This window comes from Pseudomonas sp. FG86 (assembly GCF_057808775.1).
In genome coordinates, this window is sequence record NZ_JBMDIS010000033.1 from 39,849 (window position 1) to 65,656 (window position 25,808).

The following is a 25,808-nucleotide window of genomic DNA, read 5'->3' on the forward strand; positions in this document are numbered from 1 at the left end:
ACATGAGTTCGCATACGTTCAAACCTGATATGCCGCCGCCGAGCAAAGTCTTCGGGCCGATGGCATGGATGCGCGCCAACCTGTTCTCCAGCTGGCTCAATACCCTGCTGACGCTGTTGGCGTTTTACCTGATCTACCTGGTGGTGCCGCCGATCCTGCACTGGGCCATCCTCGATGCCAACTGGGTCGGGACGACGCGCGCCGATTGCACCAAGGAAGGCGCCTGCTGGGTATTTATCCAACAGCGCTTCGGGCAGTTCATGTACGGCTACTACCCCGGCGACCTGCGCTGGCGCGTGGACCTGACCGTGTGGCTGGCCATTGTCGGCGTGGCACCGTTGTTCATCTCGCGTTTCCCGCGCAAGGCGATCTATGGCCTGAGCTTCCTGGTGCTGTACCCGATCATTGCCTACTTCCTGCTGCACGGCGGCATCTTTGGCCTGAGCAACGTGGCGACCAGCCAATGGGGCGGCCTGATGCTGACTCTGGTCATCGCCACCGTCGGTATCGCCGGCGCGTTGCCGCTGGGCATTGTGCTGGCCTTGGGGCGGCGCTCGAACATGCCGGCGATCCGGGTGGTCTGCGTGACCTTCATCGAATTCTGGCGCGGCGTGCCGTTGATCACCGTGCTGTTCATGTCTTCGGTGATGTTGCCGTTGTTCCTGCCCGAAGGCATGGGCATCGACAAGCTGCTGCGGGCGTTGATCGGCGTGATCCTATTCCAGTCGGCCTATGTGGCTGAAGTGGTGCGCGGTGGTTTGCAGGCGATTCCCAAGGGCCAGTACGAAGCGGCCGCGGCGATGGGCCTGGGTTACTGGCGCAGCATGGGCCTGGTGATTTTGCCGCAGGCCCTGAAGATGGTGATCCCTGGCATCGTCAACACGTTTATTGCGCTGTTCAAGGACACCAGCCTGGTGATCATCATCGGCCTGTTCGACCTGCTCAACAGCGTCAAGCAAGCCGCCGCCGACCCGAAATGGTTGGGCATGGCCACTGAAGGCTACGTGTTCGCCGCCCTGGTGTTCTGGATTTTCTGTTTTGGTATGTCGCGCTATTCCATTCATTTGGAACACAAGCTCGACACAGGCCACAAGCGTTAGGAGTTGTTGTTATGAGCGAAGCGATCAAACAGCCTGTGAGCCCTGAAGGCATTATCCAGATGCAGGGCGTCAACAAGTGGTACGGCCAGTTCCACGTGTTGAAAGACATCAACCTCAACGTCAAGCAGGGCGAGCGTATCGTGCTGTGCGGCCCGTCGGGTTCCGGCAAGTCCACTACCATCCGCTGCCTCAACCGCCTGGAAGAGCACCAGCAGGGCCGCATCGTGGTCGACGGCGTGGAACTGACCAACGACCTCAAGCAGATCGAAGCGATCCGCCGTGAAGTCGGCATGGTGTTCCAGCATTTCAACCTGTTCCCGCACCTGACCATCCTGCAGAACTGCACGCTGGCGCCGATGTGGGTGCGCAAGATGCCCAAGCGCAAGGCTGAAGAAATTGCCATGCACTACCTGGAGCGCGTGCGCATTCCAGAGCAGGCCCACAAGTTTCCGGGCCAACTCTCGGGCGGCCAGCAACAGCGTGTGGCCATCGCCCGTGCGCTGTGCATGAAACCGAAAATCATGCTGTTCGACGAACCGACCTCGGCCCTCGACCCGGAAATGGTCAAGGAAGTACTCGACACCATGATCGGCCTGGCCGAAGACGGCATGACCATGTTGTGCGTGACCCACGAAATGGGCTTCGCCCGTACCGTGGCCAACCGTGTGATCTTCATGGACAAGGGCGAGATCGTGGAGCAGGCGGCGCCGAATGACTTCTTCGACAACCCGCAGAATGACCGGACCAAGTTGTTCTTGAGCCAGATTCTGCATTGATCGATGCTTGAAAAAATAAACCCGGCCTGGCCGGGTTTATTTTTGTCTGTTCAGGAGGCCTTGAGCGCCTCATCCTCTGTGTTCACGGTATGAGTGAACCCCCGCAGGTCAGCGCCTTCGGCCAATACCTTGGCGTCGGCGAGCAAATGAGGGTAACGGTCCAATAATCGCATCAACAGAACCAGTGGCTTCGGTGGCAGAAGCTCACCGCGTTCATAACGTGAAAAAGCGTTGTGCCCGCCACCGGATAACAGTTGCACGGTTTCTTTTTGCGTAAGGTGCAGCTTGCGACGGATGCGTTTCATCTCGTTGCCGATCATTGTCCGCGCGGCGTGGACGAGTTCATCCCCAGCTTTTGCGTGGCGCTCTGCACTATCCGGGTCATACATGCCGTCGCCGCATGCATGGCATTCCCAGCCAGAAAGGTCATCGACACGACGCTCCATCCCTTTGACGCTAATGGTCTCGCTACGGCCCTCGAACCGAGTCATGCCGTCGGGCGTACCGCATATAAAACACTGTTGAGTCTTCATGAGTTGCACTCTTTGAAGGAGATTACCGGTGGATTACCGCCTGAGCGGTAAGTGACCTTTATGTAAATCTCCATGCCGTGTGAACTGATGTGGTACACGTCCTGCCAGACCTTATGGTCTGCATAGGTAGTCATTGATTTGTACAACATCCTGGTTTGCAATTGAAAAACGACTTCTTGCATTTCATGGATCTCAAAGCCGAGTTTCCTTCCTGTGCTCTTCGCCGTTGAGGTAAATGCCTTTTCCTTAAGCCGCCTGACATCCGCCTTGATCACCGCCAGATCGTAATGAGGTGTGTACTTTTCCATAAGACACCTGAGCTGGATAATTACCCTCTAAGGGTAATTTTACTAATCGAAAATACTGCTCCTTTTCCTGCCTAAGAACCCTAGTGCGTTGCCTTTGTAGGTAACTCTGAATAGGCTGTAGGAAAATTCATCCTATGATTGGACGAAAGCCAACATTCCATGAAAGACATCGCCCCCCTGATCAAACGCTCCCTGGTGGACCAGGCCCTGGAGCAGTTGCGCTGGCGCATTACCGAAGGCAAGTGGGCCATCGGCGAGCGCCTGCCCACCGAGCCGGAGCTTTCTGCCGAGTTGGGCATCAGCCGCAATACCGTGCGCGAAGCCATGCGCGTGCTGGCGTTCTGCGGGTTGATCGACATCCGCCAGGGCGACGGCAGTTACCTGCGTTCGATGACTGACCCGCTGGGGGCCATGCGGGCGTTATCCCATTGCACCCTGGGACAGGCGCAGGAGACGCGGCAGATTCTCGAAGTGGAGGCCGTCGGCCTCGCTGCCGCGCGCCGTACCGAGGACGATCTCAACGGCCTGCACGAGGCACTCAAGGCCAGCGCCGAGCTGTACCACGGTGATCTGGAGGCCTATATCAGTGCTGACCTGGTGTTCCACGCACGGCTGGTGGACGCCGCGCACAACCCGGCCTTGAGCGAGCTGTACCAGTATTTTTCGGCGGTCATCGGCGCCCAGTTGCGCCAGACCCTGAATATTTCGCCGCGCCGCCAGGCGGTGTTCGACCTGCATATCGCCCTGCTCGACGCCGTGGAACACCAGGACCCGGAACGCGCCAAATCCATCTGCCGGCAGTTGATTAATGAGCCTTGAAGCCAAACGCACGCCCGAACTCGAAGAACTGTTGATCGATGCCGAAGCCGACGACGAGGTGGTGCAACACCGCCGCCCGGTGGTGAATCGCCCGTGGCTGTTGCTGTTGGGCCTGATCCTGGTGGCCTTGAACTTGCGCCCGGCGCTGTCGAGCATGGCGCCGTTGCTGGCAGACGTTTCCAGCAGCCTGGGGTTGTCGGCGGCCAGGGCCGGTTTGCTCACCACCTTGCCGGTGTTATGCCTGGGCCTGTTCGCCCCCACGGCGCCGATCCTGGCCCGGCGTTTTGGCGCCGAGCGCGTGGTGCTGGGGATTTTGCTGACCCTGGCCGCCGGCATCCTCCTGCGCAGTGCTTTTGGCGAAGTGGGGTTGTTCGCCGGCAGCCTGGTCGCGGGCGCGAGTATCGGCATCATCGGCGTATTGCTGCCGGGCATCGTCAAGCGTGATTTCGCCAGGCAGGCCGGCGCCATGACCGGGGTCTACACCATGGCCCTGTGCCTGGGGGCAGCGCTGGCGGCAGGTGCAACGGTGCCCCTCAGTCATTATTTCGGCGATCGCTGGACCTTCGGCCTGGGCTTCTGGATTGTGCCGGCGCTGGTGGCGGCGTTGTTCTGGTGGCCCCAGGTCGGCCAGAAGCAGAGTGCCCACCAGGTCGCCTATCAGGTCAAAGGCTTGCTGCGCGACCCGCTGGCCTGGCAGGTGACCTTGTACATGGGCCTGCAATCGTCCCTGGCGTACATCGTGTTTGGCTGGCTGCCGTCGATCCTGATCGGCCGTGGCTTGAGTGCCACCGAAGCCGGGTTGGCGCTGTCCGGCTCCATCATCGTGCAATTGTTCAGTTCACTGGCCGCGCCCTGGCTGGCCACGCGCGGTAAGGATCAGCGCCTGGCCATTGTGGTGGTGATGCTGCTGACCCTCGGCGGCCTGTTCGGCTGCCTGTATGCGCCACTCGACGGGCTGTGGGGCTGGGCCATTCTGTTGGGGCTGGGCCAGGGCGGGACGTTCAGCCTGGCGCTGACCTTGATTGTGCTGCGCTCGCGCGATGCACACGTGGCCGCCAACCTGTCGAGCATGGCCCAGGGGATCGGTTACACGTTGGCGTCCATGGGCCCATTCGCCGTCGGCCTGGTGCATGACTGGACGGGAGGCTGGCAGGCAGTGGGCTGGATTTTTGCGGTGCTGGGCCTGGGAGCAATCATTGCCGGGCTGGGCGCGGGGCGGGCGAAGTATGTCGGCGTCGTCAGCGAAAAAGCCTGAGTCTGGGTTTTTTCGCGGGGCACGGGCATCACAGGTACACCACTTCCAGCGTCGCCGAGCCGTCTAATGGCGTTTCCTCGTCGAGGACCAGGTTTTGCCGGGCGTTGATCGTGGCTTCCAGTTTTACGGTGGCGCTCAAGTTCTGAATGGCCGATGGCCCGAGCGTGCTGCCCACCAGGTCGGTGAAGCCCAGATAGCTTCTGGAGCCGATGTCGATGGGGTTGCTGTTGGAGGTGCGCCAGGCCACGCCGCCGGTGGTGGATTCGGTACCGTAGATCACTGGCACGCTATCGGCCACAGTCTGCGTGGGGTCGAAGGTCAGGGAATACACCCCCAGCTTGTTGCCACTGTGGTCCAGCCCCAGGCCGTAGAAAATCTCGCTGTTGACGTGGCCGGTGCCTTCGCGGTTATCACGCATGCGCAGCGCGTAGCGTGCGGCGCCATTGCAATTGACGGTCAGGGTCAGGTAGTGGAGCGGCAGGCGCGTGCCTTTCGTCACGTTGAGGTCATTGCGCGAGATTTTGCCGAAGTCCACCAGCCCGCCGCCGACAAATATCGGTGTGCAGGCCATGGGGGTGATCAGGCCTTTGACGGTCAGGTCGATGGTAGACGCGGCGTGGACGCTGAAGCCGGCGCCGAGCCCTGCGAGGACGCTCAAAGGGATCAAAATCGTTTTCATAAGGGTGTTGTTCCTATACGTCGATGGGTTGAGGGGCGGCCGCGTCCTTGCGCCGCTCCTGCGTTACAAGTAAGTCATGGTCAGGGTCATGAAACCGTCGATGGGCACTTGCGTTTCAAGGGGCAGGGTATTTGCCGGGGCGAGGGTCGGTGTGATCTCTACGTCTGCATCGAGCCGCTGTATCGGCGTCGGGGCGGAACTGCCGGCGTGGAAGGCGGTGAGGGTGTGGTGCGACAGGATTGCCGTCGGGGCCCAGGTCGCTTCACCCGTCTTGGCGATCGGCTGCATATCCCTGCCATCGGCCACGATCGCCAGCAGGCGCAACGTCATATAGCCGAGCTTTTGATTGGTGTGCGTCAGCCCCAGGCCGAATTTATACGGTTGATCGACACCGTAACCGGAGCCGAGGCGGTTATCCCTGGGCTCCAGCGCCACCAGGGTCAGCGCTTCGCAGCTGATCGTCAGTTGCAGGCGGTGGATGGGCAGCGGGGTTGTCTGGTCGGCATTCAAGTCCCTGGAGGCGACCTTGCCCAGGTCATACAGGCCGCCATTGGACAGCCCGACCTCGCAAGCGCTGGGGGTGATCCGGCCGCTGACGCCGAGGTCGACGGTGGAGGCGGCCTGCGCAGGCCAGGCGCCGCTTAGCCATGCCAGGGTGATCAGGGTAATTGACGTCGTCTTGTTCATGAGCAAATGCCTAGAGGTAGATGATTTCAAGGGTGGCCGAACCGTCGAGCCGCACTTCGTTGCCCAGGTCGAGTGAGCCGAGGGGCGCAATGAAGGCTTCCAGGCTCGCTGTCACGCTGAGGGTTTGAATCGGGTCGGGGCCGCTGGTGCTGCCATCACTGGCGCCAAAGCCCAGGTAGCGCGCCGCACCGATGGCGAGTAATTGGCTGCTGGCGCTGCTCCAGGGCTTGGTCCCGGTGGCGGAGTCGGTGCGATAGAGCCGGGCAAGACTGTCAGCGGTGGCGCGGGTCGGGTCGAAGACCAACCGATAGCGCCCGATCTTTTGCCCGCGTGCATCGAGCCCCAGGCCATAGTCGGTTTCATTGGCAACGCCGGTCGCCGACCCGGGGCGATTGTCCTGCAGGCGCAAGGCAAAGGCCGTCGGCCCATCGCAGCCCACGCTGACCACCAACGGCCGGCTGGGCAGCGGGGTTTCGCGGTCCATGTGCAAGTCCATGACTGACAGCTTGCCGAAGTCCACCGTGCCGCCGTTGGACAGCCCCGGCGTGCAGGCGGCCGGGGCAAAACGCGCTTGCAGGCGCAGTTCCCGTGAGCGCCCGGCGTTGATGGCATCGAATACGCCACTGGTGTCCCAGGTCACCGCGTCACGTACCCGAGTGGCGTCTTCGCTGGCCCAGGCACTGACTTCAAGCTGCACGGAGAAGCTTTGCCCCTTCAGCGCCACGCCGGCGCGTATGGGCACGATGCCGTGATCCGGGCGCCATTTGAGCGCAGTGCCGGTGCTGACCGGCGGTTGGTTGCTGCCCGTCAGCAGGCCGAGTTCCACGGCCTGGCCATCGAGTACTGCATCGCTCACTCGCACGGTGTAGCTGCCGCGCTCGGTGAACGCGAAGCGCTCGGTACTGATCGCCAACGCACGGTAGAAGAGGCTCATGTCGGTCGGCTGCGGGCAGTTCAAACTCATGTTCAAGCGTCGTTCGCCCAACAGGTGTTCCGCTGCGCTGCGCACGGAGACCGCGCGATTCGTCAGGCCGAAATCCAGGCTCGACTCACTCAGGTTGAGTTGGCAGTCCTGCGCTCCCCAGGCATTGGCGCCCAGCAATACAGTGCATGACAGCAAGACGGTTTTTACACCCATGGTGAAGGTCCTCATGGCAGGCACCGCGCCGGTGCGGTTTCGTAATACACCTCGGGGTCGCCGTTTTCGGGCAGCTCGAATATCAAGCGGCAGGGGGGTTGGCCGGGCGTCTTGACCCATAGCGCGCGTCGGTCGAGTACATCGGGCAGAAACACCTGGCCGTTTTCCTGCACCAGTGTCACGAACTCACCGTTGGCGGTACTCACCGTCGCGCCACGGGGCAGCGGGTGGCCGTCGGCGCTGGTGACGGTCAGCAGCGCGCGGCGGGTCAGCGCCACGTCGAACTGCACCTTGTCCACCGCACCACGGCCAGCGGAAACCACCGCCAGGCCATTGCTGATGTCGGCGTTGCGCGGCAACGAGCGGGTTTGCACTTCCACCGCGCTGCGGCTGTAGGCATTGAGCTGCGGCACGACGGCCTGGCCTGTCCAGTCGGTCCACACCGGCCCGCTGGGGGTGGTGACTTGCACGCCGGGCATTTCGCCCACCGACAACACGGCGAAGGTGTCGCGGACCGGGTAGGGGGAGAAGGTCACACCGTCACCGTGCACTACGACGGCGCCACGGGCGCTGCCTTGATAGCTGGAGCGTTCGGCATCGGAGCGCGTGTAGTTGAAGTCCAGCTGGCTGAAGTACGGCAGGGCCGACATACCCAGGGTCGATTCCACTTCGCGGTCGCGGGTGTCGTGTTCAACACTGACCCGATAGGCCAACTGATCGTTGAGCTGTTCGTTCATGCCCATCCCGGTGCGGTGTTCGCCACCGGAGTTGCGGACCCAGGCGCGACCCCGACGATTTTCGCCCAGGGGCAGGCTGATGTTCAGGTACACACTGTCATCACTGTTCCTGCGCCCACCCATTTGCCATTCGGCCGTGGCGGAGATCGACACGCCGCCGACCTGGGTGCCCCAGGAGGCCAGTGCGCGGCTGCTGCTGTCGCCCTGGAACGAAGACGAGCGTGACACCCCGGCGCTGAACGCGCCCCAGCCTGGGTGTGACCAGGAGGCGGTGGCGCTTTGCTGGTCACGGTAGCGTGACTGCTGCTGTTCGCGGGTGTCGGTGATGTAGGTCGATTCGGTGAGGTCGCGGTACCCCAGGGTGCGCCAGGAGTTGGCGGCGCTGACCGACCAGCGTTCGCCGAGCAACTGGGACCATGACAGGTCCGTCTGCAGGCCGTGGTTGTTCTCCTGGCGCGTGGCTTGCGCCGCGACTACCGCCAGTTGTATTTGACTGTCCTGCCACGGTAAAAGCCCCAGGCTCACGCCGGCCGAGCGATAGTCTTCGGCGGCCAGCAGGCCGTTGCTCAGGCTCAGCCGCGGGAGTGGCACACTGCTCCAGCCGGCACTGACGACCCAGGGCTGGTCGCCTCGGTCGTCGCCGATATTGCGCACCTGCCCGGCCGCCACCGAATAGCCCGGCGCAGGCAGGCTCTGCCCCAGAATCGCGGCCGGCACCGTGAAGCGACGCGCCTCGCCGTTGGCTTCCTTGACCGTGACTTCGACGTCGGAACGACCATTGAGGCGCGGCACGTTGCTTAGGGAAAAGGGCCCGGCCGGCACCACGGTGGAATGGATCAATGTGCCGTTCTGGCGGACCTCGACCTGGGACGGGCCATTGGCGATACCGTCGATGGTCGCCCCTTGATTCTGGCCTTGCAGGGCCTGTTCGGTGAGCACTTGCACGCCGTTGATCTGGGCGCCGGCCAGCACCGGGTTGTAGAGGTTGATCTGCCCGGCCTGCAACACCGCTTGATGGCTGGCGAAGGTGCGCTGGGCATAGGCGTCCAGATGGGTGGTACGTGAGAGGCTGTCTTGCCAGGTCTGGACCTGACGGCTGCGCACGATCCAGTCGCCGGCATTGAAACCCAGCTCGGAGTTGAGTGAGCCGAAGCGGCTGGACGCGTCGCCATAGCGGTTGTACAGGCCGGTCATGTCGTAATTGAACAGCGCGGCAAACCCGCCGGTTTGATAGCCCGAGATGTCCTGGGCGACTGGACGCAACGCCTGGGTCGGCACCACCAGGCCCAGGCTGAGGCCGGCCGGGTTTTGTTCGATGACTGTTTGCGGGTATTCCTGGACGAAGTCGTAGCAGCTGTCTTCCTGCCCAGGGCCCGATGACGGCATCACCAATTGCCCGGCCTCCAGCAGCGGTGGGTCGAAGCACAGGGCGCCCTGGGCGTCAAAGGTGACATCGACCCGCCCACGACGCTGGCCGTTGACCGTCAGGTTGAGCGCATGCCGCCCTTGGGTAAAATGCGGCGCCTGGAGCAGCAGGTGGGCGAGTTCGGGGTCGATCCCGCGTTGATGCAGGGTCTGCGCGTCAAAGGCGCCAGCGGCAGGTGGCGTCTGTGCCCATGCCTGGGGCGCCAGCAGTCCATGGCTGAGGGCCAGCGCAATAAGTGACAGGCGTGGTGAAGCGCCGGGCACGGCTTTGCCGTCACGGTAATTCATGACTGTGTTCACACAAATGCACTCTTATGATGGAAGTGCCCGGCTCGATTTCCTATCGCGCCAGGGCGTCTTCCCGGTGACCTTCAGTAGGGGGTCACTTCGTTATCGTAGCGCCGTGGCATCCCTGGGCGCCGCGGCATCACAGGGTCAGGGGGGCGTCATGGGGCGCGACGGCAAAGCCATACACCGTGGCGGGCTGCAGGCGCACGGTCGTGGCCCCGGAACCGCTGGCGGTGACGGTCAGCGTCTCGCCGGGCAGCACATACGTACGCGGCAACATCGCCGAGCCGGTACCGGGCATCAGTCGCAGCTCCTGGGCCAGGCGGACCACGTACGGCGTGGGGTTGTGCACGCTGAGCTGGTCGCTCTTCAGGCTCCAGGCCAGGCCCAGCCACGGCGTGCGATTGGGCGCCAGCCCCTTGGGATGAATGAGCACTGGCAGGTTCTGCCTGACGGTCACTCCCACTTGGGCGTGTCCGGCCTGGGCCAGGTCTCGCTGGGCAGGCATGCCCTCGAAAATCACCCGTTTGAGGCGCTGGGTTTGCAGCGGCTCGCGGGTTTGCAGAATGAACCGCACCTGCTGGTTTTTCGACGCCTCGACCCGTGCCAGAGGCGGGGTCACGAACAGCAGCGTCTCAGTATCCTCGGGGATATCTTCCAGGGTCACGTGCAGCAGGGACAGCTTGTCGTCGGTGTTGGTGACCGACACGGTGGCTTCGCCGTCCTGCTCGTGGACGATCACCACCGAGGTGTCCGGGACCATGCCATCGGCCTGTGCGGCGGTGCTGCCAAATGCCGTCAATGCAGCACAACAGAGGCCGGGGGCCCAACGCAAAACTGAGGAAAATAGATTCATAACGAGGCTCTTTAATAAAGGGCTCTTCAAGTAGGCCGCCTTGTGCTCGGTGAGTGACCGGGCGCCGGCGGCACGCTATTAGAGGTAACGCAGTTCCAGCGTGATCGAGCCATCGAGGGGCACCTGCTCCTTGAGTGTCAGGCTGTTGGCCGGGCTGATCGAGGTGTCCACCCGTAGCGAGGCCACCAGTTGCCGCAAGGGCATGGGCAGCGTATCGCCAACCCGGGCAAAGCCCATGAACAGACCCGGATACGCATAAGGCTCCGGTGCCCAAGTCACCCCTTCGTCATGCGAGGTGAGGGTTTGCAGCGATTGCGAGTCGCCCACCGGACCGCGCAGCGACAGGCTGACCGAACCCAGGCGTTCGCCGGGGGCGTGGATGTTCATCCCCAACCCATAGAAAAAATCAGGCGCCGCCGATGACTCCCGCTTGTTGTCGATGCCCACCAGGGCGAACAACACCGGGCCTTCGCAACTGACGCTCAAACCCATTTGCTGGTTGGGCAGCACGGTGAACTCGCTGGGGTGCAGCGTATTCGCCATGATCTTGCCGTGATCGACCAGGCCGTTGTCCGACAGCGCGATGGCGCATGCGCCGGGCGTGATTCGCCCGTTGACCTGCATGTCCACGCTGGAGGTGGCGAAGGCCAAGGGCGCGACCGCGAGTAAATAGGCAAAGGCCAGCAAGCAAGTAAGCAGGTTCATGCGATGAGTTACCTGGTGTTGAACGGGCGGTACGGGCATCGGGCCAAGCGGCGGCCTTACAGGTACCGAAGCGTGATCGTGGCCAAGCCGTCAATGGTCTCGTCCGTACTGATCGTCAGGTTCTGTGCCGGATTAATGAACGGTCGCACTGTCATTTCCACCTGCATGTCCTTGGCCGGAATCGGCACCGACGCCGCGCCGATCTGCTTGATCGAGACCAGGAAGTTGGTTTGCCATCCGACGTCATCCCACATGCGGCCCCACGTGCTGCCGTTGGTCATTGACTGGATCATCTGAACAGGTGTTTCGTCGGCGATGGCCTGGTCGAGGAACATGGCATAGCCGCCGATGCGTTCACCAGCGGTGGTGGTGCCGAGGCCAAATTCGACGACGTTGTTGGCGGAGTCTGAGCGATTGTCGGTGGCGGTCATGGCGAACAGCGATGGGCCCTCGCACTGGGTGAACACTTGCAGGGTGGAGGGGGGCAGGTTGGTTCGGGTGTCCTGGTTAAGGTCTTTGACCGAAATCCGCCCCACGTCGATGGTGCCGCTCGACAGGCTCAGCGTACACGCCGAAGGCACAATAAAGCCCTTCACGGCGAGGTCGGTAGTGGACGCTGCGGATGCCGGCAAGGCACCGGCAATCAATAAGCCAGCCACGCTGCTGCACAGTAGTTTTTTCATAACAAGTAACGCTCCAGGGATGAGTGGGAACACAGGGTTTAGGGGGGTTCAGGGGTGTTTCAATTCACGCAATCGGACGCTTACGTGGCCGTTCGAACTCAGGTTTCGCCGTGGTCTTCTGCTGACGCCACCGGGCAGTCAAGGTGGCGTTGGCCAGGGTGAGTCGCCTGAGCGAGTTACAAGTACGTCACCTGCACGGTGGCGTGACCGTCAATCAGGATGTCATCCACCTTTGACAAATCGTTGCCCGGCACCAGGGTGGTGAAGGCACTCAACCGGGCGTTCAATTTCCGCACGGCGATGGGGGCCGCGAGATTATCGGGGGAGGCAAACCCGGTTTTACCAAGGTGGCCCAGGTAGGGCGAAAGCCGCCAGGTGGCACCGCCGTCGAGGGACAGAATGACCAGCACCGACTGGCCGTCGGCGATGACGTCGTACAGGCGGAAGGCGACACTGCCCAGCTTCTGGTGTTCGTCAGCCATGCCCAGGCCATGGCTGGCGGGATGAATGGCTGAGGTGCCAGCGCGGTTGTCGATGGTGGTCAAGGTGAACAGGGTCGGCGCTTCGCAACTGATCTCCATTTGCAAGCTGCTGGTGTGCAGGTGAGTGGGCTCGTCGGGGTGCAGATCCCGAACCGACAACTTGCCGTGGTCGACGATGCCGCCGTCGGAAAGCAGCGGGGTGCAAGAGCTGGGGACAAGAGCCCCACGCACGCCCAAGTCGGTTGAGTTGGCGGCCAATACGCCGGTTGAGCAGGCCATCAGCAATGTGGTCACGAGAGCAGGGGCGTATCTAGCCATGGGTAAACGTCCTGGTGGAGTGTGCGTGCTGGCGGTACTACGCAGGCGAGCAGTCGTCCCGTAGCGTGCCGTTCAGTCGGGCGTGAATTACAGGTACTTCACTTCGAAGGTGGCATTGCCGTCGAGGCTGACTTCGTTGCCCAGGTCCATGCCGTCGGTGCGGTAGATCGCAGTACGCACCAGGATCTCAGTGGTGACGTTCTTGAGGGGGATAGGGCCCAGTTGGCCGGTTCGAGTGTCACGAAACCCCAGCAGGTCCAGTGGGCGGGTGCCGGCATCTTCATTGTTGAACCAGGTTTGGCCACCATCCCTCGAGTTAATCGGGTAGATGGTGCCGCCGTCGCCGCTGACAGGGTTCCGAAACTCCAGCTGGTAATGGCCGAGCTTTTGCGTGCCGTTGATAAAGCCCAGGCCAAAGGCGTTCGGAAAGTTGCTGGAGCCAACACGGTTATCGGTGGCCTGGAGGGCGAACAGGGCTTCGGCGTCGCAGCTCACGGTCATTGTCAGCAGGGCCTGGGGGAGCCAGGTCGAGTCGGTCGGGCTGAGGTCCTTGGCTGAGATTTTGCCGTGGTCGATGACCTCGCTGGACAGGCCCGGCGTGCACGCCGCTGGCGTGATCAGGCCGCTCACGGTGAGGTCGACGGTGCTGGCAGCGAACGCAGCGCCGTGGCTGGCGAGGACAAGGGCGGCGGTGAGTGTCGCTAGGGACTTCTTCATTTCAATGGCTTCCGGTGCAAGGTTGGCTGGCGGCGGCAGGGGACCTCGGCCAGGTACGTTAGCGACCGCCTGCAATGGGCCGGTCGTATCCCTCTCCAGGGGGACGACGCAGAATTTATCGAGGGGCTGCCCTGGGGGAAATACAACAACTACGACAATGGACGCTCGTCGCTCAGGCGCCACCGGCAATGTCGGAACACGTACGTTTGCGTGTAGGAAATGAAAGTGTTTCGTAGTTGTTGTATCGCTACGCACGGCTCATGTGCGTAGTTTTTGTGCCGACATACATTCAAGTCTTGTGTGTTGCATCCCTGCCGGCGATTGCGGTTCGGGGTGAAGCACTGTCCCCATTCACCAGTGAAGCAGCAGAGGTAGTCATGTCATCGGGCGTTCTCCCAGGCAAAGGCACAGGGAGGACGCCGCCGCATTGGCGTAGCTTCAGGGTATTGGTGGTTGACGACCATCGTGCCTATTGCCTGTTGATGGGCGCCATGCTGCAGCAGCTGGGGGTGAGTGTTGAGACCTGTCACGACGGGCAGGCCGCACTGGCAACCCTTGAGGTCATGCCGGTGGCCTTGGTCTTCAGCGACTGCCAGATGCCGACGTTGGACGGCTATGCCATGACCCGTGAAATACGTCGGCGTGAACGGTTAGCCGATGCCCCGGCGGTGCCGGTCGTGGCCCTGACGGCCAGCCTGGGTGGCGACGTCATCCGCCGTTGCCGGGCGGCGGGCATGAGCGCTTGGCTGGCCAAGCCTGCGACACTCGAACAACTGCGCAATGTGCTCATCACCTGGCTGCCCGGTCAGGCGCTTGATTCGCCGCCAGGTCGGCGCAAACAGACACGGGCACCGCAACCGGCGTGTTGGCCGAGCAGGGCGCAATTGCTGGACCTGTTTGGCACCGAGCAGGCGCTGGAACGCATGCTGTCGACCCTGATGCATGAAGCCCAGGAAGACCTGCTCGCCTTGGCCGATGCGACCGATCGCCTGGATGCCTCGGCCGCGGCGCAGCATCTGCACCGATTGGCTGGCAGTGTCGCCTTCCTGGGGGGTGGTTTTTTGGAAGCGCGCGGCATCCAACTGGTCGCCGCCGTCATCGACGACGGCGTGGCGGCGAACGCAGTCGCCTTGGGGTTGATGCGTGAAGAGCTGGTGCGTTACTTGAACTATCTGTCGGCGCTGTGAAGGCGTTTTTGCAGGATCTGTCTATTTGTTTTGTGGGTTTTGTGAGTAGGCAATTTCTGTTTTTGTTGTGGGGATGAGTCGGGTCTTCATTGATTGCTGGGCCATCTGCCAGTAGCGCTGTCGGGGGTGGTTGTTGCGTGTGCGATCCAGGGGTATTTTGCGCGGATTCAAGTTGCCATCATGGTGGTGCTCATGCTTCGTGTAATTATTGCTGACGATCATCCCATCGTACGTATCGGGCAGAAAGTGGTGATCGAAGCCAATGGCCGGTGCAAGGTCGTCGGAGAAGCCGACGGTCCCGATCAGTTGCTGGCGCTGGTCGAGGGCACCGCGTGCGATATCCTGGTGACGGACTTTGCCATGCCGGGCAACCAGCAAGCGGACGGCTACGGCTTGCTGGGCCTGTTGCGGCGCCGACATCCCCATTTGCCGATCATTCTGGTGACCATGTTCGCCAGCGTCGCGACACTGCGCGAGTCGTTTGCCCAGGGGGCCAGGGCCGTCCTGGCCAAAAGCGCGTCCGCCCGTGAGCTGCCGCTGGCGATCGCGGCGGTCAGTGACGGGCGCACCTTCGTCAGCGAATGTTTGCGTGCGCAACTGGCGCAAGCCGGTACAGGCAACCAGCAAGCGGTGCCGCAGTTGTCGGGCAAGGAGCGTGAAGTGGTACGCATGCTCGCCAGCGGCATGACCGTCAGCCAGATCGCGGCGCGGGTCAACCGCAGCATCTCGACTATCAGCAAGCAGAAAAGCACGGCCATGAACCGGCTGTGCATCTCCACCGATGTGGATTTGTTCGCCTATGCGCGCAGCAGTGGCATGGTGCCGTAATACCGTTCATTTGCGTGGCGAATGTCAGTAGCCTTGGCAGCGCGGGCGGCTTATCGTGCGCCTATCTTTTCGACGCCAGCGGAGCCCGCCCCATGAGTGATGCCCATAACGCCCTGATCACCGAGTTCTACAGTGCCTTCCAGCGCCTGGATGCCGAAGCCATGGCCGCCTGCTACACCGACGACGTGGTCTTCAGCGACCCGGCGTTCGGCGAGTTGCGCGGGCGTGATGCCGGGGATATGTGGCGCATGCTCACCACGCGGGCCAAGGACTTTTCCCTGACGTTCGACCATGTGCGCAGCGATGACCGCACCGGCAGCGCGCATTGGGTGGCGACTTACCTGTTCAGCGCGACCGGCAACACAGTGGTCAACGACATCGGCGCGCGGTTTGTGTTTCGCGATGGCAAGATCTGCGAGCACCACGACCATTTCGACCTGTGGCGTTGGTCGCGCCAGGCCCTGGGCCTCAAGGGGCTGCTGCTGGGCTGGTCGCCGGCACTGAAAAACGCGGTGCGCGCCCAGGCGCTCAAAGGCTTGAAGGCATTCCAGGCCGGTCGTTGATAAGATCAGCGTTCTTCTGGTTTGCCGAAATCGATTCGTGATGACTCCCACTCAAGCCAAACCCTGGTTCGTGTACCTGGTGCGTGCCGCCAATGGCTCACTCTATTGCGGCATCAGCAACGACCCGGTGCGCCGCTTTGCTTCTCATCAAAGCGGCAAGGGCGCGCGGTTCTTTTTGTCCAGCCCCGCCGTGGCGTTGGTGTACACCGAGCAATGCGCGAGCAAGGGCGAGGCGCTGCGCCAGGAACGGCTGATCAAGAAGCTGAAGAAAAGTGCCAAGGAGTGCCTGGCCGCGAGTGGTTCATTGATTTGACTGATGGGTTCCCATCGGCCCCAGGTGCGGTTTTGCAGGCTAAGCTAGCGGTTCATTCCATTGAACGGAGCCTGGCATGTCCGAGTTGATCCTGCACCACTACCCGCAGTCCCCCTTTGCTGAAAAAGCCCGCTTGCTCCTGGGGTTCAAGGGTTTGTCGTGGCGCTCGGTGTTTATCGCGCCGGTGATGCCCAAGCCTGATTTGACCGCCTTGACCGGGGGCTATCGCAAGACGCCGGTGTTGCAGGTCGGCGCCGATATTTACTGCGACACCGCCTTGATCGCCCGCCGCCTGGAGCAGGAAAAAGTGGCACCGACGCTGTTTCCCCAGGGCCTGGAACTGGTCACCCAGGGCTTTGCGGCCTGGGCCGATTCGGTGGTATTCGCCCATGCCGTGGCGCTGGTGTTCCAGCCTGAGTCCCTGGCGGTCAAGTTTGCCAAGGTGCCGCCGCACCTGCTCCAGGTGCTGGTGGACGACCGCAGCAAACTGTTCAGCGGTGGCAGTGCGACCCGGGTGTCCTTGGATGTGGCCTTGCATCAATGGCCGGCGCTGGCCGGTCGGATTGAGCAGCAGTTGCAGCACGCGGTGGGGGATTTCCTGTTCGGTGAGCCTTCGATTGCCGACTTCGCCCTGGCCCATCCGCTGTGGTTCCTCAAAGGCTCGACGGTGACGGCGCCGCTGGTGGACGCGTACCCCGCTGTCGCGGCCTGGCTGGAGCGGGTGCTGAGCGTTGGTCATGGCACCCCCAGTGAGATGAGTGCCGAGCAAGCCTTGGAGGTGGCGCGAAACGCCACGCCAGCTGCACTGCCCGATGAGCTGTTCGACGACCTGAATGGTTTCAAGGCCGGGCAGCCGGTGACGATCAGCGCAACCGATTATGGCGTTGACCCGGTGGCCGGCGAGCTGCTGTTTGTCGGGCGCGAAGAGCTGATCCTGCGGCGTACCGATGAACGCGCTGGCACCGTGCATGTGCATTTCCCACGCATGGGTTTCCGCATTCAGGCGCAATAAACAAAAAAATCTGAAAATAAATGTGAGGTCTTTCGACAGCCCATCCGTGTAGTGCTTGAAACTGCGATCTATTCGCATTAACAGCGTTTTCTACACGGGTTCTCACAGCATGAAGTCGACGGCGGGCGGTTGGGTAAAACAGTGGCTGGGAGCCTCGGTATTGACGGTGTCTGGGCTGGCGTTGCTGCCCTTGGGCGTGGCGCAGGCGCAAGAGCAGCAAAGCGCCCAGTTCAACTTTGCCCAGGCCGCCAAGCCGCTGCCCCAGGCGCTGAGCGATTTCAGCCGGGTGACCGGCATCAGCGTGATCTACACCGATGAAGCCCCCTATGGTCTCAACGCCCCGGCGGTCAGTGGGCCGATGAGCGCCACCCAGGCCCTGCAACGCTTGCTGGGCGGCTCCGGCTTGACCTTCCGCCAGATCGACGCGCGCACCCTGGCCCTGGAGCCGGTGCCCACCGAAGGCGCGGTGAACCTCGGCGCGACCACCATCAGCGGTGTCGGCCAGGCCCAGGACAGCACCAGCTACCAGCCACCGCCCACCAGCTCGGTGATGCGCTCCCATGGCTTGCTGCTGGAAACCCCGCAGACCGTCAACGTCGTACCCGCCCAAGTGTTGCGCGACCAGACCCCGCGCAACCTGGATGACGCCCTGGCCAATATCAGCGGCATCACCCAGGCCAACACCCTGGCCAGCACCCAGGACGCGGTGATGTTGCGTGGCTTTGGCGACAACCGTAACGGCTCAATCATGCAAGACGGCATGCCGGTGGTGCAGGGCCGCGCGCTGAACGCCACGGCAGAACGCGTTGAAGTGCTCAAGGGGCCATCGTCGCTGCTGTACGGCATCCAGGACCCGGGCGGCGTGGTCAATATCGTCAGCAAAAAGCCCGAGCTGAGCCAATCCACGGCCCTGACCGTGCGCGGTTCCACCTTTGGCGATGGCAAGAACGGCAGCGGTGGCAACCTCGATACCACCGGCCCCATTGGTGATTCGGGCCTCGCTTATCGCTTGATCGTCGACCATGAAGACGAAGACTACTGGCGCAACTTCGGCACCCACCGCGAATCGCTGGTGGCGCCGTCCCTGGCCTGGTACGGCGATACCACCCAGTTGCTGTTCGCCTACGAGCACCGTGAATTCCTCTCGCCGTTCGACCGTGGCACCGCGATCGACAAGTCCAACCACCCACTGGACATCCCCTCCACACGGCGCCTGGACGAACCGTTCAACAACATGGAGGGCCGTTCCGACCTGTACCGTTTCGAGGCCGATCACGACCTCAACGATGACTGGAAGGCGCACTTCGGCTACAGCTGGAACCGTGAAACCTACGACGCCAGCCAAGTGCGCGTCAGCGCGGTGAATGACAATGGCACCCTGACCCGCAAAATGGACGGCACCCAGGGCGCGATCAGCACCGACCGTTTCACCACGGCCAGCCTGGAAGGCAAGGTGAATGTGCTGGGCATGCAGCATGACCTGGTGTTCGGCCTGGATGACGAATACCGCAAGATCTACCGTGCCGACCTGATCCGCCAGAGCTCGCGCGGCACGTTCAACTACAACAACCCGGTGTATGGCAACGAAGTGGCGGGCACCACCGTCAGCGCCGCCGACAGTGCCCAGACCGACCTGTTGCGCAGCGACTCGCTGTTCTTCCAGGACGCCATTCACCTGACCGACCAGTGGATTCTGGTGGGCGGTGTGCGCTACCAGATGTATGACCAATACGCCGGCAAGGGCGTGCCGTTCAAGGCCAACACCGATGGCAATGGCCAGGCCTGGGTGCCGCGGGCCGGCCTGGTGTATCGCTACACTGATGAGCTGTCGTTCTACGGCAGCTACACCGAGTCGTTCAAACCCAACTCCACCATCGCCGCCTTGGCCGATGGCAGCACGTTGACCGGCGACCTCACGCCGGAGGAATCCAAGTCCTGGGAACTGGGGGCCAAGCTCGACATACCTGGGCGTGTGACCGCCAGCGTGGCGTTGTTCAACATCGACAAGCGCAATGTGCTGGTGTCGGTGGGCTCCGGTGCCAACACGATCTACAGCATTGCCGGGCAAGTGCGTTCCCGTGGCCTGGAACTGGACGCCAGCGGCCAGTTGACCGACAAGTGGAGCCTGATCGGCAGCTATGCCTTCACCGACGCCGAAGACGTCAAGGACAACGACCCGACGCTGCAAGGCAACCGCCTGCAAAACGTGGCCAGGCACACCGGTTCGTTGTCGGTGGCCTATGACTTCGGCACTATTTTCGGTGGCGACCAGTTGCGGGTGGGGACCGGCGCGCGCTACGTCGGCGAGCGCGCAGGCGATGCCGCCAACGACTTCGATTTGCCGGGCTACACCGTGGCCGACGCGTTTGCCACCTATGACACCAAGATCGACGGGCAGAAGGTCAAGTTCCAGTTCAACGTGAAGAACCTGTTCGACCGCACCTACTACACCTCGGCGGCCAGCCGCTATTTCGTGTCGATAGGTGATGCGCGGCAGGTGTCGGTGTCCAGCACCCTGGAGTTCTAAAGCCTGGCGGGCTTGTTGGGGTTAGCAGGCTTGTTGTGGCTAGCAGGCTTGTTGTGGCAAGCCAACTCGCCACGACAGGCCCGCTCGCCACAGGAGTACGGAGCTGTTAGCGTTGCGGCCACTAATGGCTTTGCGGAACACAGTACTGATGCACTTTGGGCGATGGCTACACCTGCTGTACGTGAGTTTTTTACTGGGGGGCTGTGCGAGTGTTTCGCCGCCTTCCACACCATCAACACTCGATCACCTGCTGGCCGATCCTGCCCTGAACGGCTCCACGGTTTCCGTCATGGTGCGCGATGCCCGCAGCGGCACCACGCTCTACCAGCACAACCCGCGCACGCGCTTGGTTCCCGCGTCCAACCTCAAGCTGCTGACCACGGCGGCGGCGATGGACGTGCTCGGGCCGGACTACCGGTTTTCCACGCAACTGTTGAGCGACGGCCGCCGCCAGGGCGAGCGCCTGATCGGCAACCTGTACCTGCGTGGCCTGGGTGACCCGACAACGCAGTTCGCCGACTACCAGGCCCTGGCCGCGCAGTTGGCCAGCCAAGGTGTGCGTCAGGTATCGGGTGACTTGGTGTTCGATGACACCTGGTTCGATACCGAGCGCCTCGGCGTCGACTGGGCCCAGGACGACGAAAGCACCTACTACGGTGCGCAGATTTCGGCGCTGACGGTGTCACCCGATACGGATTTTGATGCTGGCACTTTGCTGGTCACCGCCAAGGCGCCGCTCAGTGCCGGCCAGCCGGTGAGTGTGTCGATCAGCCCGGCCACCGACTATGTGCAACTCAGCAATCGTGCGGTGAGCGGCGCGGGCAACAACTACGCCATCACTCGCCAGCACGGCACCAACCTGCTGCAACTCAGCGGTGCACTGGCGCCGGGAAAGCAAAGCCGGCAGTGGGTGAGTGTGTGGGAACCGACGCAACTGGTGGCCAATCTGTTTGAGCAGGCGCTGGCGCAGCAGGGTATCCAGGTGTTAGGCCGGCGTGTGTTCGGGGGCGTGAGCCCAGCGACGGCGACGCTGTTGGCGGAGCATCGATCGGCGCCGTTGCAAGATTTGATCACGCCGCTGCTCAAGCTTTCGAACAACAACATGTCCGAAGCTCTGCTCAAGGCCATGGGCCGCAAAACCTCCAATGCGGGCACGGCGGTGGCGGGCGTGGCGGCAGTCGCGGCGTTTATGCAGCGCCAGGGCATGGACCCGGCGACGCTCAGCCAGGTGGATGGCTCCGGTTTGTCGCGGCGCAACCTGGTGTCGGCGCAAAATCTCACCGACCTGTTGCTGGCCGCTTCGAAACAATCCTGGTTCGACGCCTGGTACAACGCCTTGCCGATTGCCGGCAATGCCGAGCGCATGACCGGCGGCAGCCTGCGTTATCGCCTGCGGGGCACCGCCGCCGAAAACAACCTGCACGCCAAGACCGGCTCCATGGGCGGTGTGTCATCACTGAGCGGATACATTACCGACAGTGAGGGACGGCGCCTGGTGTTTTCAATGATCAGCAATAACTACATCAGCGACGCAGCCCCCATCCGCGCCCTCGAGAACCGCCTGGCACTTGCCCTGGCCCAGTGGCACGACTAGCTCAGGGCTGGTAGCCCATCCGCCAACTCACGGCCCGGGTCGCCGCCAGCAAGCGCTGCGCCGCCGGGCCATCTTCGTCGGCGTGGAACAGTGAGGTGGGGCCGACCACGGTCATCACTGCAGCCACCTGGCCAACCGCGTTGAACACCGGCGCCGACAATGCATCCACCCCCGGCATCAGCAGGCCATGCACAAAGTGCAGGCCGCGCTGGCGGATCTGTTCGCAGGTGAGGGCATAAGCCTGGTCGTCGGCCAGGGCATGGGCGATGCCAGCCTCGATCTCGCGTTCACGCAATTCGACGGTTTCCCGCGACGGCAGGAAGGCACTGAACACCAGCCCGGTGGACGAGCTGAGCAGCGGCAGTACCGAGCCCAGTTGCGTCACCACCGTCACGGCGCGCACCGCCGGCTCGATCTGCACCACGGTCGCGCCCTGGTTGCCCCACACCGCCAGGAAGCAGGTTTCATTCAATTCGTCGCGCAGTTCGGCCAGGGGCAGGGCGCCGACTTTCAGCACGTCCATACTGCCCAGGGCGGCCAGGCCCACGCGCAAGGCTTCGCGGCCCAGGCCGTAATGGTTGGTGGCGGTGTTCTGTTCGGCAAAACCGGAGGCGATCAACGCCTGGAGATAGCGGTGCACCTTGCTCGCCGGCATCTGCACATGTTCGGCCAGGCGCGACAGCGAGGTGGAGGGCGACAGTTCGGCCAGGGCCTTGAGGATATCGGTGCCCACTTCGGCCGAGCGGACTTTCTGTTTACCGGTGTCGCGGGGCTTTTCCATGGAGGGGCGGGAATCCGAGAGATGAGTGGGCGTCTTTATAGCTTGACGGTCGGCAGTGATCAAATTACGTTATGCGTAACTGGATTACGATAAAAACAACTTCCGCCAGAGGATGATCCATGAACCTCGAATACCTCTCGGGCTTCGGCAATGAATTCGCCAGCGAAGCCCTACCCGGCGCGCTGCCCGTCGGCCAGAACTCCCCGCAAAAAGCGCCCTACGGTCTATACACCGAACTGTTTTCCGGCACGGCCTTCACCATGGTGCGCAGCGAAGCGCGCCGTACCTGGCTGTACCGCATCCAGCCGTCGGCCAACCACCCGGCGTTCGTCAAGCTGGAGCGGCAATTGGCCGGTGGCCCGCTGGGGGCGGTCACGCCCAATCGCCTGCGCTGGAACCCGCTGGAGCTGCCGAGCGAGCCGACGGACTTTATCGAGGGACTTGTCGGCATGGTCGCCAATTGCGCGTCGGAAAAACCGGCGGGCATCAGCATCCACCACTACCGCGCCAACCGATCGATGGAGCGCGTGTTCTTCAACGCCGACGGCGAGCTGTTGATCGTGCCTGAGCAGGGCCGCTTGCGCATCGCCACCGAACTGGGGGTGCTGGAGGTTGAGCCGCTGGAAATCGTCGTACTGCCGCGCGGCCTGAAGTTCCGCGTCGAATTGCTGGATGCGCAAGCGCGTGGCTACGTCGCCGAGAACCATGGCGCGCCGCTGCGCCTGCCGGACCTGGGGCCGATTGGCAGCAATGGCCTGGCCAATCCCCGCGACTTCCTGAGCCCCGTCGCCCATTACGAAGACCTCAAGCAGCCCACCACCCTGGTGCAGAAATTCCTCGGTGAACTGTGGGCCTGCGAGCTGGACCACTCGCCGCTGAACGTGGTGGCCTGGCACGGTAACAATGTGCCGTACAAATACGATCTGCGTCGCTTCAACACCATCGGCACCGTGAGCTTCGATCACCCCGACCCGTCGATCTTCACCGTATTGACCTCGCCCACCAGTGTGCATGGCTTGGCCAACCTCGACTTTGTGATCTTCCCACCGCGCTGGATGGTGGCCGAGAACACCTTCCGGCCGCCGTGGTTCCACCGCAACCTGATGAACGAATACATGGGCCTGATCCAGGGCGTCTACGATGCCAAGGCCGACGGTTTCCTGCCCGGCGGTGCATCGCTGCACAGCTGCATGAGCGCCCACGGCCCGGATGGCGAGACCTGCACCAAGGCCATCAATGTCGTGCTGGCGCCCCACAAGATCGATAACACCATGGCCTTTATGTTCGAGACCAGCCAAGTGCTGCGCCCGACCCAGTTCGCCCTGGAATGCCCGCAACTGCAACCCGCTTATGACGCGTGCTGGGCCTCGCTGCCCGCCACCTTCAACCCGAACCGGAGATAACCCATGACGCAACCAACGCTTGCCCGCAGCTGGGTCGCCAGTGCCAATGGTCACCGCGACTTCCCCCTGCAAAACCTGCCGCTGGGCGTGTTCAGTATCCATGGCTCGGCACCGCGCAGTGGCGTGGCGATTGGCGACTGTATCCTCGACCTGCTGGCCGTGCGCGATGCGTTTGACGGCGAAGCGCTTCGCGCCGTCGATGCCACCGCCGGCGGACAGTTGAATGCCTTCTTCGAACTGGGCCGTGGCCCGCGCGTAGCCCTGCGCGAGCGCCTGTTGGAGTTACTGGGGGAGGGCAGCCCGCTGCAAGCGCGTGAGGCCCAAGTGCTGCACCGCGCCGCCGATTGCCAGATGCACTTGCCGGCGAAGATCAACGACTACACCGACTTCTACGTCGGCATCGAGCATGCGCAGAATGTCGGCAAATTGTTCCGCCCCGACAACCCCTTGCTGCCCAACTACAAGTACGTGCCGATTGGTTATCACGGCCGCGCCTCGACCATTCGCCCCTCCGGCACCGACGTGCGTCGTCCCAAAGGCCAGACCTTGCCAGCCGGCCAGGCCGAGCCGACATTCGGTCCCTGCGCGCGCCTGGATTATGAGTTGGAGCTGGGTATCTGGATCGGCCAGGGCAATGCGATGGGCGATTCGATTGCCATTGGCGATGCGGCAGACCACATCGCCGGTTTCTGCCTGCTCAACGACTGGTCGGCGCGGGATATCCAGGCCTGGGAATACCAGCCGCTGGGGCCGTTCCTGTCCAAGAGCTTTATCACCAGCATCTCGCCCTGGGTGATCACGGCCGAAGCCCTGGAGCCGTTTCGCAAGGCACAACCGGCGCGGCCTGAGGGTGACCCGCAACCGTTGCCGTACCTATTGGATCAACGCGACCAGGCGGCGGGCGCCTTCGATATCGAACTGGAAGTGCTGCTGACCACGGCCGCGATGCGCGAACACAACCTGCCAGCCCATCGCCTGGCCCTGAGCAACACCCTGCATATGTACTGGACCGTCGCGCAATTGGTGGCGCACCACAGCGTCAACGGCTGCCAGTTGCAGGCCGGTGACCTGTTCGGTTCGGGCACGTTGTCCGGGCCCGAAACCGGGCAGTTCGGCAGCCTGCTGGAGATGACCGAGGGCGGTAAGAAAGGGGTCGAACTGCCTTCCGGCGAAGTGCGCCGATTCCTCGAGGACGGCGACGAAGTCATCCTGCGCGCCCGCTGCAGCCGCGAAGGCTTTGCGTCCATCGGGTTTGGCGAATGCCGTGGCACGGTGGTTGCGGCGCGCTAGGGGGGCAGGGCAATGGAACTTTATACCTACTACCGCTCCACCGCATCGTACCGGGTGCGTATTGCCCTGGCCCTCAAGGGCCTGGATTACAGCGCTGTACCGGTCAACCTGCTGGTGCCGCCTGGCGGTGCCAATCACCAGCCCGCGTACCTGGCGATCAACCCGCAAGGCCGTGTGCCGGCCTTGCGCACGGATGACGGCGAGCTGTTGATTCAATCCCTGGCGATCATCGAGTACCTGGAGGAACGTTATCCACAGGTGCCGCTGCTGGCGCAGGACCTGGCGACCCGTGCCCATGCGCGCGGGGTGGCTTCGATCATCGGCTGCGATATCCACCCGCTGCACAACTCCAGTACCCAGAACCTGCTGCGCCAGTGGGGGCATGACGAGGCTCAAGTGCTGGAATGGATCGGTCATTGGATCAGCCAGGGCCTGGCTGCCGTCGAGCAGTTGATTGGCGATCAGGGTTTTTGCTTTGGCGAGCAGCCGGGGCTGGCGGATGTGTTCTTGATCCCGCAGTTGTACGCGGCGCAGCGTTTCAAGGTACCGCTGGCGGCGTACCCGCGCATCGGGCGAGTGGCGGCGTTGGCGGAGCAACATCCGGCGTTTGTGCAGGCGCATCCGGCGAACCAACCTGATACCCCATGACGCTGGAGACTTGTATAGAGCACTGGTGGCCCCTAAATCACTGATAGCTAGCCCGATACTGCATTTACAGCGAGCAATATCACTGTGGCGAGCGGGCTTGTTGTGGCGAGCGGGCTTGTTGTGGCGAGCGGGCTTGCCCCGCGTTGGGCTGCGCAG

At 62.7% G+C, this 25,808-nt stretch carries 26 protein-coding genes; 14 read left to right on the forward strand and 12 right to left on the reverse strand.

All coding sequences use genetic code 11. The features are described from left to right. Positions 1 to 2 precede the first annotated feature (2 nt). Both ACODSV_RS20455 and ACODSV_RS20460 read left to right on the forward strand, forming a co-directional pair. Positions 3 to 1,100 carry an amino acid ABC transporter permease gene (locus tag ACODSV_RS20455; RefSeq protein ID WP_150055238.1) on the forward strand — a complete coding sequence of 366 codons (1,098 nt, stop codon included), beginning with the start codon at positions 3 to 5 and terminating at the stop codon, positions 1,098 to 1,100. An 11-nt stretch (positions 1,101 to 1,111) separates the two neighbouring features. Then, positions 1,112 to 1,876, forward strand: coding sequence for an amino acid ABC transporter ATP-binding protein (locus ACODSV_RS20460; RefSeq protein WP_003171943.1), 765 nt, complete (start codon positions 1,112 to 1,114; stop codon positions 1,874 to 1,876). Between the two features lie 50 nt (positions 1,877 to 1,926). Here the strand turns inward: ACODSV_RS20460 and ACODSV_RS20465 are convergent, their stop codons facing one another. After that, a complete protein-coding gene (locus tag ACODSV_RS20465; RefSeq protein ID WP_024073571.1) occupies positions 1,927 to 2,409 on the reverse strand; it encodes a type II toxin-antitoxin system MqsA family antitoxin in 483 nt (160 codons plus the stop codon). Further along, positions 2,406 to 2,717, reverse strand: coding sequence for a type II toxin-antitoxin system MqsR family toxin (locus ACODSV_RS20470; protein WP_024073572.1), 312 nt, complete (start codon positions 2,715 to 2,717; stop codon positions 2,406 to 2,408). Before ACODSV_RS20470 ends, ACODSV_RS20465 begins: the two co-directional genes overlap by 4 nt. Before the next feature lie 159 nt (positions 2,718 to 2,876). Here ACODSV_RS20470 and ACODSV_RS20475 point away from each other — a divergent pair, with 159 nt between their 5' ends. Further along, the gene (locus ACODSV_RS20475) at positions 2,877 to 3,536 is read left to right on the forward strand and encodes a FadR/GntR family transcriptional regulator (protein ID WP_150055237.1); all 660 of its coding nucleotides are present in this window, start codon (positions 2,877 to 2,879) and stop codon (positions 3,534 to 3,536) included. Beyond that, positions 3,526 to 4,791: a CynX/NimT family MFS transporter gene (locus ACODSV_RS20480; protein WP_150055236.1), complete on the forward strand. Its 1,266-nt coding sequence runs from the start codon at positions 3,526 to 3,528 to the stop codon at positions 4,789 to 4,791. The genes ACODSV_RS20475 and ACODSV_RS20480 overlap by 11 nt, the downstream gene beginning before the upstream one ends. 28 nt (positions 4,792 to 4,819) lie before the next feature. Here the strand turns inward: ACODSV_RS20480 and ACODSV_RS20485 are convergent, their stop codons facing one another. The 9 genes from ACODSV_RS20485 to ACODSV_RS20525 all read right to left on the reverse strand — a co-directional run bounded on the left by ACODSV_RS20485 (position 4,820) and on the right by ACODSV_RS20525 (position 13,506). Further along, entirely contained in the window at positions 4,820 to 5,470 is a 651-nt protein-coding gene (locus ACODSV_RS20485; RefSeq protein WP_150055235.1) for a DUF1120 domain-containing protein, read from the reverse strand. Between the two features lie 63 nt (positions 5,471 to 5,533). Further along, positions 5,534 to 6,157: a DUF1120 domain-containing protein gene (locus tag ACODSV_RS20490; RefSeq protein WP_150055234.1), complete on the reverse strand. Its 624-nt coding sequence runs from the start codon at positions 6,155 to 6,157 to the stop codon at positions 5,534 to 5,536. Positions 6,158 to 6,167: 10 nt separating this feature from the next. Further along, positions 6,168 to 7,295, reverse strand: coding sequence for a DUF1120 domain-containing protein (locus tag ACODSV_RS20495; protein WP_150055233.1), 1,128 nt, complete (start codon positions 7,293 to 7,295; stop codon positions 6,168 to 6,170). A gap of 11 nt (positions 7,296 to 7,306) precedes the next feature. Next, positions 7,307 to 9,745 carry a fimbria/pilus outer membrane usher protein gene (locus tag ACODSV_RS20500; RefSeq protein WP_150055232.1) on the reverse strand — a complete coding sequence of 813 codons (2,439 nt, stop codon included), beginning with the start codon at positions 9,743 to 9,745 and terminating at the stop codon, positions 7,307 to 7,309. 139 nt (positions 9,746 to 9,884) lie between these two features. After that, positions 9,885 to 10,601: a fimbria/pilus chaperone family protein gene (locus ACODSV_RS20505; protein WP_150055231.1), complete on the reverse strand. Its 717-nt coding sequence runs from the start codon at positions 10,599 to 10,601 to the stop codon at positions 9,885 to 9,887. A 78-nt stretch (positions 10,602 to 10,679) separates the two neighbouring features. Continuing rightward, on the reverse strand, positions 10,680 to 11,306 hold the full coding sequence (locus ACODSV_RS20510) for a DUF1120 domain-containing protein (RefSeq protein WP_150055230.1): 627 nt from the start codon (positions 11,304 to 11,306) through the stop codon (positions 10,680 to 10,682). Positions 11,307 to 11,362: 56 nt separating this feature from the next. Continuing rightward, positions 11,363 to 11,989 carry a DUF1120 domain-containing protein gene (locus ACODSV_RS20515; RefSeq protein ID WP_150055229.1) on the reverse strand — a complete coding sequence of 209 codons (627 nt, stop codon included), beginning with the start codon at positions 11,987 to 11,989 and terminating at the stop codon, positions 11,363 to 11,365. Between the two features lie 176 nt (positions 11,990 to 12,165). Continuing rightward, the gene (locus ACODSV_RS20520; protein WP_150055228.1) at positions 12,166 to 12,789 is read right to left on the reverse strand and encodes a DUF1120 domain-containing protein; all 624 of its coding nucleotides are present in this window, start codon (positions 12,787 to 12,789) and stop codon (positions 12,166 to 12,168) included. 87 nt (positions 12,790 to 12,876) lie between these two features. After that, positions 12,877 to 13,506, reverse strand: coding sequence for a DUF1120 domain-containing protein (locus tag ACODSV_RS20525; protein WP_150055227.1), 630 nt, complete (start codon positions 13,504 to 13,506; stop codon positions 12,877 to 12,879). 377 nt (positions 13,507 to 13,883) lie between these two features. Between ACODSV_RS20525 and ACODSV_RS20530 the strand changes: the two genes are divergently transcribed. From ACODSV_RS20530 to dacB, 7 genes are all read left to right on the forward strand, one after another. After that, positions 13,884 to 14,693, forward strand: coding sequence for an Hpt domain-containing response regulator (locus ACODSV_RS20530; RefSeq protein WP_150055226.1), 810 nt, complete (start codon positions 13,884 to 13,886; stop codon positions 14,691 to 14,693). Between the two features lie 192 nt (positions 14,694 to 14,885). After that, on the forward strand, positions 14,886 to 15,521 hold the full coding sequence (locus ACODSV_RS20535) for a response regulator (protein ID WP_150055225.1): 636 nt from the start codon (positions 14,886 to 14,888) through the stop codon (positions 15,519 to 15,521). A gap of 92 nt (positions 15,522 to 15,613) precedes the next feature. Further along, entirely contained in the window at positions 15,614 to 16,084 is a 471-nt protein-coding gene (locus ACODSV_RS20540; RefSeq protein WP_138816733.1) for a nuclear transport factor 2 family protein, read from the forward strand. 40 nt (positions 16,085 to 16,124) lie between these two features. After that, positions 16,125 to 16,397, forward strand: coding sequence for a GIY-YIG nuclease family protein (locus tag ACODSV_RS20545; RefSeq protein WP_024073588.1), 273 nt, complete (start codon positions 16,125 to 16,127; stop codon positions 16,395 to 16,397). A 76-nt stretch (positions 16,398 to 16,473) separates the two neighbouring features. Beyond that, entirely contained in the window at positions 16,474 to 17,409 is a 936-nt protein-coding gene (locus tag ACODSV_RS20550) for a glutathione S-transferase family protein (protein ID WP_150055224.1), read from the forward strand. A gap of 109 nt (positions 17,410 to 17,518) precedes the next feature. Beyond that, a complete protein-coding gene (locus ACODSV_RS20555; RefSeq protein ID WP_150095153.1) occupies positions 17,519 to 19,936 on the forward strand; it encodes a TonB-dependent siderophore receptor in 2,418 nt (805 codons plus the stop codon). Positions 19,937 to 20,084: 148 nt separating this feature from the next. Next, complete coding sequence (gene dacB, locus ACODSV_RS20560; RefSeq protein WP_150056012.1) at positions 20,085 to 21,530, forward strand: D-alanyl-D-alanine carboxypeptidase/D-alanyl-D-alanine endopeptidase; 1,446 nt, start codon at positions 20,085 to 20,087, stop codon at positions 21,528 to 21,530. 1 nt (position 21,531) lies between these two features. Here dacB and ACODSV_RS20565 read toward each other — a convergent pair whose 3' ends face one another. Beyond that, entirely contained in the window at positions 21,532 to 22,311 is a 780-nt protein-coding gene (locus ACODSV_RS20565) for an IclR family transcriptional regulator (protein WP_024073592.1), read from the reverse strand. 119 nt (positions 22,312 to 22,430) lie between these two features. On the opposite strand from ACODSV_RS20565, the gene hmgA reads away from it, so the two are divergent. The 3 genes from hmgA to maiA are packed head-to-tail and all read left to right on the forward strand — an operon-like array spanning position 22,431 to position 25,652. Continuing rightward, positions 22,431 to 23,714, forward strand: coding sequence for a homogentisate 1,2-dioxygenase (hmgA, locus tag ACODSV_RS20570; protein ID WP_150056011.1), 1,284 nt, complete (start codon positions 22,431 to 22,433; stop codon positions 23,712 to 23,714). 3 nt (positions 23,715 to 23,717) lie between these two features. Next, positions 23,718 to 25,004, forward strand: a complete 1,287-nt coding sequence (fahA, locus tag ACODSV_RS20575; protein ID WP_150056010.1) for a fumarylacetoacetase — start codon at positions 23,718 to 23,720, stop codon at positions 25,002 to 25,004. A gap of 12 nt (positions 25,005 to 25,016) precedes the next feature. Further along, the gene (gene maiA / locus ACODSV_RS20580; RefSeq protein ID WP_069075311.1) at positions 25,017 to 25,652 is read left to right on the forward strand and encodes a maleylacetoacetate isomerase; all 636 of its coding nucleotides are present in this window, start codon (positions 25,017 to 25,019) and stop codon (positions 25,650 to 25,652) included. The last annotated feature ends 156 nt before the right edge of the window (positions 25,653 to 25,808 follow it).

Coding starts and splice junctions, on each gene's coding strand:
- ACODSV_RS20455 (WP_150055238.1), top strand. CDS start 3: ATGAGTTCGCATACGTTCAAACCTGATATGCCGCCGCCGAGCAAAGTC.
- ACODSV_RS20460 (WP_003171943.1), top strand. CDS start 1,112: ATGAGCGAAGCGATCAAACAGCCTGTGAGCCCTGAAGGCATTATCCAG.
- ACODSV_RS20465 (WP_024073571.1), bottom strand. CDS start 2,409: ATGAAGACTCAACAGTGTTTTATATGCGGTACGCCCGACGGCATGACT.
- ACODSV_RS20470 (WP_024073572.1), bottom strand. CDS start 2,717: ATGGAAAAGTACACACCTCATTACGATCTGGCGGTGATCAAGGCGGAT.
- ACODSV_RS20475 (WP_150055237.1), top strand. CDS start 2,877: ATGAAAGACATCGCCCCCCTGATCAAACGCTCCCTGGTGGACCAGGCC.
- ACODSV_RS20480 (WP_150055236.1), top strand. CDS start 3,526: ATGAGCCTTGAAGCCAAACGCACGCCCGAACTCGAAGAACTGTTGATC.
- ACODSV_RS20485 (WP_150055235.1), bottom strand. CDS start 5,470: ATGAAAACGATTTTGATCCCTTTGAGCGTCCTCGCAGGGCTCGGCGCC.
- ACODSV_RS20490 (WP_150055234.1), bottom strand. CDS start 6,157: ATGAACAAGACGACGTCAATTACCCTGATCACCCTGGCATGGCTAAGC.
- ACODSV_RS20495 (WP_150055233.1), bottom strand. CDS start 7,295: ATGGGTGTAAAAACCGTCTTGCTGTCATGCACTGTATTGCTGGGCGCC.
- ACODSV_RS20500 (WP_150055232.1), bottom strand. CDS start 9,745: ATGAATTACCGTGACGGCAAAGCCGTGCCCGGCGCTTCACCACGCCTG.
- ACODSV_RS20505 (WP_150055231.1), bottom strand. CDS start 10,601: ATGAATCTATTTTCCTCAGTTTTGCGTTGGGCCCCCGGCCTCTGTTGT.
- ACODSV_RS20510 (WP_150055230.1), bottom strand. CDS start 11,306: ATGAACCTGCTTACTTGCTTGCTGGCCTTTGCCTATTTACTCGCGGTC.
- ACODSV_RS20515 (WP_150055229.1), bottom strand. CDS start 11,989: ATGAAAAAACTACTGTGCAGCAGCGTGGCTGGCTTATTGATTGCCGGT.
- ACODSV_RS20520 (WP_150055228.1), bottom strand. CDS start 12,789: ATGGCTAGATACGCCCCTGCTCTCGTGACCACATTGCTGATGGCCTGC.
- ACODSV_RS20525 (WP_150055227.1), bottom strand. CDS start 13,506: ATGAAGAAGTCCCTAGCGACACTCACCGCCGCCCTTGTCCTCGCCAGC.
- ACODSV_RS20530 (WP_150055226.1), top strand. CDS start 13,884: ATGTCATCGGGCGTTCTCCCAGGCAAAGGCACAGGGAGGACGCCGCCG.
- ACODSV_RS20535 (WP_150055225.1), top strand. CDS start 14,886: ATGCTTCGTGTAATTATTGCTGACGATCATCCCATCGTACGTATCGGG.
- ACODSV_RS20540 (WP_138816733.1), top strand. CDS start 15,614: ATGAGTGATGCCCATAACGCCCTGATCACCGAGTTCTACAGTGCCTTC.
- ACODSV_RS20545 (WP_024073588.1), top strand. CDS start 16,125: ATGACTCCCACTCAAGCCAAACCCTGGTTCGTGTACCTGGTGCGTGCC.
- ACODSV_RS20550 (WP_150055224.1), top strand. CDS start 16,474: ATGTCCGAGTTGATCCTGCACCACTACCCGCAGTCCCCCTTTGCTGAA.
- ACODSV_RS20555 (WP_150095153.1), top strand. CDS start 17,519: ATGAAGTCGACGGCGGGCGGTTGGGTAAAACAGTGGCTGGGAGCCTCG.
- dacB (WP_150056012.1), top strand. CDS start 20,085: ATGCACTTTGGGCGATGGCTACACCTGCTGTACGTGAGTTTTTTACTG.
- ACODSV_RS20565 (WP_024073592.1), bottom strand. CDS start 22,311: ATGGAAAAGCCCCGCGACACCGGTAAACAGAAAGTCCGCTCGGCCGAA.
- hmgA (WP_150056011.1), top strand. CDS start 22,431: ATGAACCTCGAATACCTCTCGGGCTTCGGCAATGAATTCGCCAGCGAA.
- fahA (WP_150056010.1), top strand. CDS start 23,718: ATGACGCAACCAACGCTTGCCCGCAGCTGGGTCGCCAGTGCCAATGGT.
- maiA (WP_069075311.1), top strand. CDS start 25,017: ATGGAACTTTATACCTACTACCGCTCCACCGCATCGTACCGGGTGCGT.